This is a genomic window from Candidatus Zixiibacteriota bacterium (assembly GCA_036480375.1).
Classification (GTDB): Bacteria; Zixibacteria; MSB-5A5; order GN15; family JAAZOE01; genus JAZGGI01.
In genome coordinates this window covers 49,286-56,934 of sequence record JAZGGI010000007.1, presented here as the reverse complement: position 1 = coordinate 56,934, position 7,649 = coordinate 49,286, and the positions used below count along the sequence as shown (strand labels likewise).

Sequence of the window (7,649 nt, the reverse complement as noted above, 5' to 3'; positions counted from 1 at the left end):
ATGCCTCAAGCGCAACTCGGGACTTAAATTCGGCGGAAAAACTTCGTCGCTTTCTCATACTTAAGCTCCTCATAATAATGTCTCATTTCCACCTTAACACATTGTCCAAAATCCTGCAACCACCTCTCTGAGTGATAAAAAATAAATATTGACAAGAAATAAAATATTTTGTAATAATGAGTTATATAACCAGGGAGTGTGGTTAGTAGTATTGATTGCCAAATAAAGAAATTGTTGCACTGACTCTGGTTCAAGACGCTTGGAAAAGAGCGCACGAAGTACAGAATCATAGGAATAGCGATTATAAGTCGCCGTATTAAAGATATAAATGCATAAATAAAACTATCTTTGATGCGGACAGGTCTAATATCGTTATGCCTAAACTGTACTCCATCATTGAAACGATGATTCCCCGCCTACATAAAGCTCTCATGGGGAGTCGGCCCTACGTTCCAATAAATTGCGAAAAATCACCTGAAGCTGCCGAAGCGATTGAATTTGCTTTAGATACTTATCTCTACAAAGACCATTTTGAAGACAAAGGCTTACAGGGAATCAAAACCGGAAGTCTTTTTGGTACTGTATTCCTTGAACCGTTTCCGTTAAAGGAAATAAGTGGATATAGTCGAATAGGACTTTATTGGCAATATCAGAGTATTGTATCGAAAGAGGTGACAATATGAGGAATTTCGAAGCTCGTTTGAATAGACTTGAGGATAAAGCGACATCAAAGTTAGGAGCTATTGATCCGGTAATCATTGAATTAAGGCGACAAAAGGCTCGCCAGGGTTTATTAAGATATGGCATACAAATGATTCCTTCTTCGGTGGATGAGTTTGTTATCGAATACTTGAAACGGTTTGGCGGAGTTCATAAAACAGAGATTGAATTTATGTTGGCAAATCCCTGGAATGGAGGAGGTGTCGATGATATCAATTGAATGGAGATTAATGAAAATGGCAATGCGATTGGTGAATTATGTCAGTATTTCGTGAGACAAGAATATTAAACATAAGTAACTATCTCCCAGGGGGTTGGTTAAACGAATGAAAAATCCAAAATGTAATCATATTAAAGAAGATGGAAACCAGTGTGGAGCGTTTGCAATTGGCGGACGACCATATTGCTGGTATCACGACCCTGATTTGGCAGAAGAACGCAGCAGGGTTGGAAGGATTGGGGGCAAGAAGAGTAAAATTGCATCGACAAAAGTCCTGACCGAAGATACTCCGGATGTTTTAATAACTTCCGCACAGGATATCGAGGCGTTAATATCGGTAACAATTAGCCAGGTTAGACGCGGTGATATTGCGCCTAATGTTTCTAATGCCATCACTCTGCTTATCAATTCATGGATTAAAATCCGTGAGGTATGCGATATTGAAGATCGTTTGAAGCGACTTGAGGAATCGTCAGACAATGATTCAACTCAACCGTTATTCGTTAAAACTGGTTAAATGACAATGAGTTATGATGATTTATAAACATAATCTTAAACCAAAGTGTTAGCATAAGGAGATTGTATGAGAACAAATAAAAGTCCGCCTTGATGCGGGGAGAAACATAATAAAAAATAAAAACATTTTAACAAGGGGGTGCCCAATCTTACAATAGATTATTAAGGGGTGATTTTATTGAAACAACTTGATTCAAAAGTTAATAACCAGCTTCCAAGAGAACTGGATATGCTGGCAGATGTAATTGCAGAGATTCTCGTTAAGGAGTATCTGCGTGAACAAGGGGGACTAATTATTAAAGGTGGTGTTTATTACTAAATGTCGATACACAAAAAAAACAGTAAAAATGAGTACAGAACGACAGACATTTATCTCACTTCATTCCTCATTGCGGCCAAGCATGCTCGGCTTGTCCGTGTAGAATCATCGGGTATACGTCGCAAAACATTTGTTTTACACTCCTCTCCCGGTGAAGAAATTTTGCAATCATTTTATTCCAAGGGAGAATCTTCAAAAATTGTAGCTCTTGATATAATGAATGAGCTCCGCAATTTGAAAGTTTTAGTAATGAACCAGAACACTCCTAAAGGGGGTGGTAATGGTGAATGGAGTTGATTTAATTCTCAACAGTGTAACTATCAGTGATATCCTGGAGAACCATGGAATTGAAACCTCCAGGATAGGTCGTATTCCATGTCCAATTCATGGTGGTAACAATCCGTCATCATTTTCCCACAGGGATTCAATATTTAATTGCTTTTCATTCGGCGCGAGCGGTGGTCTGATTGATTTAGTCTGCCGCCTTCAAAATTGCAGGCGAAAAGATGCAATGGATTATCTTGCAAACATGACAGGCATTGAGTTGAAACGCGAAGAAGTGACTTCTTCCGGACCGTTACCGAAACGGAAATCCAGGAAACGATCAGCTATTATCGAGGGATTAAAATCGGATATATACGCCATCAATGCTCTTCGAGATAGTTACGGAGTAAGAATGCGCATCCTCGGTCAATTGCTCAAAGAAAACCAATTATTATTGGCAAAGCATATCGCTGGTATGCAATATTGCGAATATGAATTAGAGTATTGGGGTGCTGAGGTAATATGGCTGACACACCGTGTCCACTCCCTACAAAAGGGGGTAAAATGATGCAGGAAATCGCCCCAAGAGAATTTGGATTAGATGCTGATGGACATGAAACCTCCATCATTAAAAAGTACCAGGTAATAAAAGAGGTAATTACAGCCAATTTTGATGAGCGAGTCTGGTTTCTTGCCGATGCATGTCTGTCAGTTATTGCTACTCTCGGATTGAAGGATCAGCAGAATCCAGTTGGATTGAATATTATTGGTCCTGCATCATCAGAGAAAACTACAGTGTTGTCGTTTTTCTATGGCAACGATGACCTGATATATCACTCGGACAATTTCACTCCAGCATCATTTGTATCCCATTCGGCCAAAACTAAAAAGGAAAAACTCTCCGATGTAGATATGCTTCCAAAAATAAGAGGGAAATGTCTCGTTGTGCCAGAATTGGCTCCGATATTCGGCACTAACAAAGACGAGCTGCTACATAACTTCTCGGTATTGACCCGCGTATTTGACGGTGAAGGTCTAACAACCAATTCCGGAGTGCATGGAAAACGCGGCTATGAAGGCGATTACTATTTCGCTTGGTTGGGAGCATCAACGCCAATCCGGCAGGCTGTATGGAATACTATGGGCCAATTTGGCAGCCGCTTGTTATTTCTAACCGTTCCATCCAATCTCTCTATTGAAGCTAAACAAAACAAGATGCTGCAGGAGTTTTATGACCGGGAAGCTTATCGTGATCGTGTAAAGGCTTGTCACGCTGTTGTGCGAGATTTCCTTGAATATTTCATGGCTCAGTTTGATGGTGATGGTCCTAATCGGTATTATCGGGAAGTTGATTGGGACAGACACAACGAATCAAAGGATATTGTGGGGCAGATTATCAAATTGTCTTCGTTTACTGTCAAGGCACGTCAGGCTATTACTAACTGGGACGAAGAACGCGGCGGCAAAGTAGAAGTAAATTACAGCCAACCGATTCCCGAAGAACCCGATCGGCTGTTTTCTGTGCTCTATGGTCTCGCCCGCGGTCATGCGATTCTTAATGATCGAAAACGTTTGTCAGTGGATGATATGCCGCTGATTGTCGAAGTTGCGTTATCAACCATGCCTGATGATCGTCGTGATACGGTTGAGCTTCTCTTGGACAACCATCCTGATAAATCTACCGGTTCAGGCAGTTTGACATCATCAGATTTAACCGGCATCAAGAGTATCAGCAAACCAAAGGCATTGCGGATATTCGAGAAACTGGCCGTACTTGGACTGGTTAGCTTGGACAGATCAGAAGGCCCCGAGCCAAGTAGGATCACATTAAAAGCAGATTTCAATTGGCTTTTGAGTGATGATTTTCAGAAATATCGCTATACTTGGCAAAATCGGCAGCAATTTGATCCAGACCTTCCGTTTTGATTTAATATTGGAAATGGGAGTTTTGTGTCTCCCATTTCCTCAAATTTAAAGAAAGATAACAGCTTATAAGAAAAAGGAATGTAAGCATGGTGGTTACTTTAACACTTTTTAGGGTTGTGAGGGAAAACCGACACTTGCATTTTAATGACGTTCGGTCTATAATGAATCAACTCTTGGATTGGGGGAATTAAAATGAAATGTGCGATATATGCACGATACTCTTCAGATAATCAAAAAGAGACTTCGATAGAAGATCAGATACGAGAATGTAAATCCTATATTGATCAGCATGGGTGGGAATTGTCAGAGGAGCACCTCTACAAAGACTATGCTCTAAGTGGGGCCGACACTTCCCGCCCAAATTATTTGGCTCTCAAAAAGGCAGCATCGCTACAACAATTCGAAGCCATCATTGTCGATGACCTCAGTCGCCTCGGTCGTGACATGGGAGAATCAATCGTAATTTTCAAAGAGCTTCAATCATACGGTGTATTTACTGTCTCCGTTGCCGATGGCATCGACACCTCTCTCCCCTCAGGCAAGTTACCCTATTATTTTAAAGGCATTATGAACGAGGTTTTCCTTGATGACATGAAAGCTAAGGTCATCCGGGGACTCAAAGGTCAAGTCATGCGGGGATATTCTGCAGGGGGCCGCGTATATGGATATAAGACTGAATCCGTATTAGACCCGTCCGGTGAATTGGATAAATTTGGGAATCCTCGAAAATTGGGCAGTAAGATATTTGTTGATGCTGAGCAAGCCAATGTCGTGAGGCGAATCTTTGGGCTCCGATTAAATGGTTTAGGGTACCGCGCAATAGCACATAGTTTAAATCAAGAAAACGTGCCAGCTCCCCGCGCGGACACACCAACCGGAAATAGGCACTGGTCGCCCGGAACTGTTAGAACCATATTGATGAATAAAAAATATATTGGCGCATGGGAATACAATAAGGTCAAGCGACTCAATAAGCGCGTTCCCGACATGCGACGTTCGGTAGTGAATAAAGTTACTGACTGGGTTGAATATAAGTCGGAAGATTTACGCATTGTACCTGACTCTGATTTCTACGCGGTGGCGGCTCTCGTTAAATCGAGAAGTACCAAGACTGCTGCAGGCGCAAAGAAGTATTTACTCTCTGGGTTATTGCGATGTGCTAATTGTGGCGGCTCTATGGTTGTAGTAAACGCAGGGAGGTATTCAAGCTTAACCTGCAATACCGCCCGGAATAAGGGTCGCTCGGTATGTGAAAATGGTTATAAACTTGAAAGGTCAATAGTCGAAACTGAATTTCTCTCTGAATTACGAAAGGTACTTCTCGCACCATCCATGACAAAGCTCATACTAAAAAAGATACAAGAGAGAATAGATGTTATTATGACGGGTTCAACCCTCGACCCTAAATCACTGCAACGTGAAAAGCGAAAAGTGGAAGGGCAGCTCAACAATTTATTGCAATACATTGAGGCTGGAGATTCGTCCGAATCGGTGCGTTCTCGTATCGCACAGCGAGAAGAAGACCTTCGAGCATTAAACAATAAAATCGAACATGCCAAACAATCCCCGGTACATGTCAAAAAGGTAACACTGGAAAAAGTCCAAGATATGATTTTAGGATTTAATAAAATCATTACTAAACAGCAGGACAATATCCCACTGCTCAGAAGTGCACTATCAAAAGTCTTCCCGGAGAAAATTTCCGTAAGCCAAAAATTGGCGAGTAATGGCGTAAAATTTAAGTTATTGGGGAACGCTTACTTAGGGAATCTATTTGAGCCGATATTTACCAAAAATGTTTGGCGTCCCCAGGGGGATTTGAACCCCCGTCGCCGCCGTGAAAGGGCGGTGTCCTAGGCCGGACTAGACGATGGGGACGCGTACAATACAGGCCCTATAATATCAGTTTTGCACTCGCTGTCAAGGAAAATACACCTAATTAGGAAAGAATAATTAGTAGCCTCAATTAAATATCATATCCCCGTAAACCGCCAATAGAATGCCTATAAAGATTGCTACCAAGGCAAGAAAAACCGGTACCAGATTTCTGTGCTTTTTCTTCTCGGCCTCTTTCCGGGCTATTTTGACTTTGGGTTTCCCTTCCTCAGCTATAAATTCGGAATATTCAATCAACATCTCTTCCATTGATTGATACCGATTGGCGACTCGTATTTGCAGCAGTTTTTTAAGAATGTCTTTTACTTTATCCGATACCTTATTGCCGATTTCGGTTAGGTAAGGATTTCCCGACCGGTCATGTTGAGGAATCTTATTGGTTAAGAGAGAATGGAGAATGACACCCAGAGAAAACATATCCCCTTGCTTGGATCTTTTCTTCTCCGGCGGAGCGTACCAGTCCTTTTGCTTGGAATAATGGGGCGGTAAACCGAAATCGGTCAATTTCACTACGTCATTTTCATCGAATAGTATATTTGAGGGCCGCAGATTACCATGAATTATATTGTTATGATGAGCAAATTCCAATCCTTCGGCAATCTGGACCACGATTTTCATAGCCTCTCTCCAGGAATACTGCCGGGCCAGCCTGTCCGCTAATGATCCACCCTGAGCGTACTCAGTAACTACAACCGTTTTAGAGTTGTCTCCACCGGCACCCAGTATTGAGATAATATGTTTGTTTCGGAGACTGGAAAGGATCTGCGCCTCGCGCTTGCCTGCTTCTCCCTTTTTATTCTTTTTTATAATGTACAGTTTCTTGGTTTCCTTGTTCTCCACCAGAAACGTTGAGCTAAAACGATCTTCCTTTATGGTATCGAGAAAACGGCATTTGCCCATAAACGACTCGGCTCGTGCCATTGTTGCTTCGGCCTGTCCCGAAGTATATAATTGGCCGGAGAAGGCATTCAGGAGAGCGTCCTTGAGAGTCCCGGCGGAGGCAAAGCGTTCGCCCGGATTTTCGGCAAGACAGGTGGTGATAATCGAATCCATAGCCGTCGGGATCATCGAATTAATCTCAGACGGCATCTTAAAATGTCCTTCCGGTTTTTTACTGCAGCAGATTTCGTACAGAATAATTCCCAGAGCATATATATCAGTAGCCTGATCTACATTAGCAGATGAGAATTTCTGCTCGGGGGACATATACGCGACAGTGCCCATTACGATATCGGACGAAGTCATTTCGACGTCGGTTTTATCCCGCAGCTGGGCGATCCCAAAATCGGCAATCTTGGCGTTGCCCTGTTTATCAATGAGAATATTGCCCGGCTTTATGTCTCGGTGAACCACATCATTTTTATGAGCAAAATCAAGAGCCTTGCAGACTTGAACCATTAGCTCGATTTTTGCCTTAATATCTATCCGGGGATTATAAATTATATGCTTAAAATCGGTGCCGTCGACATACTCCATGACAAAATAATAACGCCCACCCTGAATGCCTTTATCGATCACATGAACAATATTGGGGTGATTAAGCTTGGCAATCATGATTGACTCGCGCTCAAATCTCTGGACAATATCCGAATCATGAGCCAAGTCCGGAGATAATACTTTTATGGCGACTTCCCGCTGGAGGGATGTTTGGAGAGCTTTATATACTTCAGCGATGCCCCCCTTGCCAATCCTGGAAATTATTTCATAATCGCCTATCCGTGGCAATTGCTGTTTAACCGCTTGTTCCGGCATTCCTTATTCCCCAATCAAAAAAATATAAGAGGGCTG

At 42.2% G+C, this 7,649-nt stretch carries 7 protein-coding genes and 1 tRNA gene; 6 read left to right on the top strand and 2 right to left on the bottom strand.

Translation table 11 applies throughout. The annotated features are described in order from the left end of the window. Positions 1-374 precede the first annotated feature (374 nt). The 6 genes from V3V99_01635 (at position 375) to V3V99_01610 (ending at position 3,965) form a co-directional block, all read left to right on the top strand. A complete protein-coding gene (locus V3V99_01635; protein MEE9441351.1) occupies positions 375-683 on the top strand; it encodes a hypothetical protein in 309 nt (102 codons plus the stop codon). Then, positions 680-940, top strand: a complete 261-nt coding sequence (locus tag V3V99_01630; protein MEE9441350.1) for a hypothetical protein — start codon at positions 680-682, stop codon at positions 938-940. The genes V3V99_01635 and V3V99_01630 overlap by 4 nt, the downstream gene beginning before the upstream one ends. A 106-nt stretch (positions 941-1,046) precedes the next feature. Further along, complete coding sequence (locus tag V3V99_01625; protein ID MEE9441349.1) at positions 1,047-1,457, top strand: hypothetical protein; 411 nt, start codon at positions 1,047-1,049, stop codon at positions 1,455-1,457. Between the two features lie 177 nt (positions 1,458-1,634). Further along, the gene (locus tag V3V99_01620; GenBank protein MEE9441348.1) at positions 1,635-1,775 is read left to right on the top strand and encodes a hypothetical protein; all 141 of its coding nucleotides are present in this window, start codon (positions 1,635-1,637) and stop codon (positions 1,773-1,775) included. 280 nt (positions 1,776-2,055) lie between these two features. Continuing rightward, positions 2,056-2,607, top strand: coding sequence for a CHC2 zinc finger domain-containing protein (locus V3V99_01615; GenBank protein ID MEE9441347.1), 552 nt, complete (start codon positions 2,056-2,058; stop codon positions 2,605-2,607). Then, positions 2,604-3,965: a hypothetical protein gene (locus V3V99_01610; protein ID MEE9441346.1), complete on the top strand. Its 1,362-nt coding sequence runs from the start codon at positions 2,604-2,606 to the stop codon at positions 3,963-3,965. Before V3V99_01615 ends, V3V99_01610 begins: the two co-directional genes overlap by 4 nt. 1,800 nt (positions 3,966-5,765) lie before the next feature. On the opposite strand, the gene V3V99_01605 is transcribed toward V3V99_01610, so the two are convergent. Next, positions 5,766-5,843, bottom strand: a tRNA-Glu gene (locus V3V99_01605). 84 nt (positions 5,844-5,927) lie between these two features. Then, the gene (locus tag V3V99_01600) at positions 5,928-7,613 is read right to left on the bottom strand and encodes a protein kinase (GenBank protein ID MEE9441345.1); all 1,686 of its coding nucleotides are present in this window, start codon (positions 7,611-7,613) and stop codon (positions 5,928-5,930) included. Positions 7,614-7,649 lie beyond the last annotated feature (36 nt).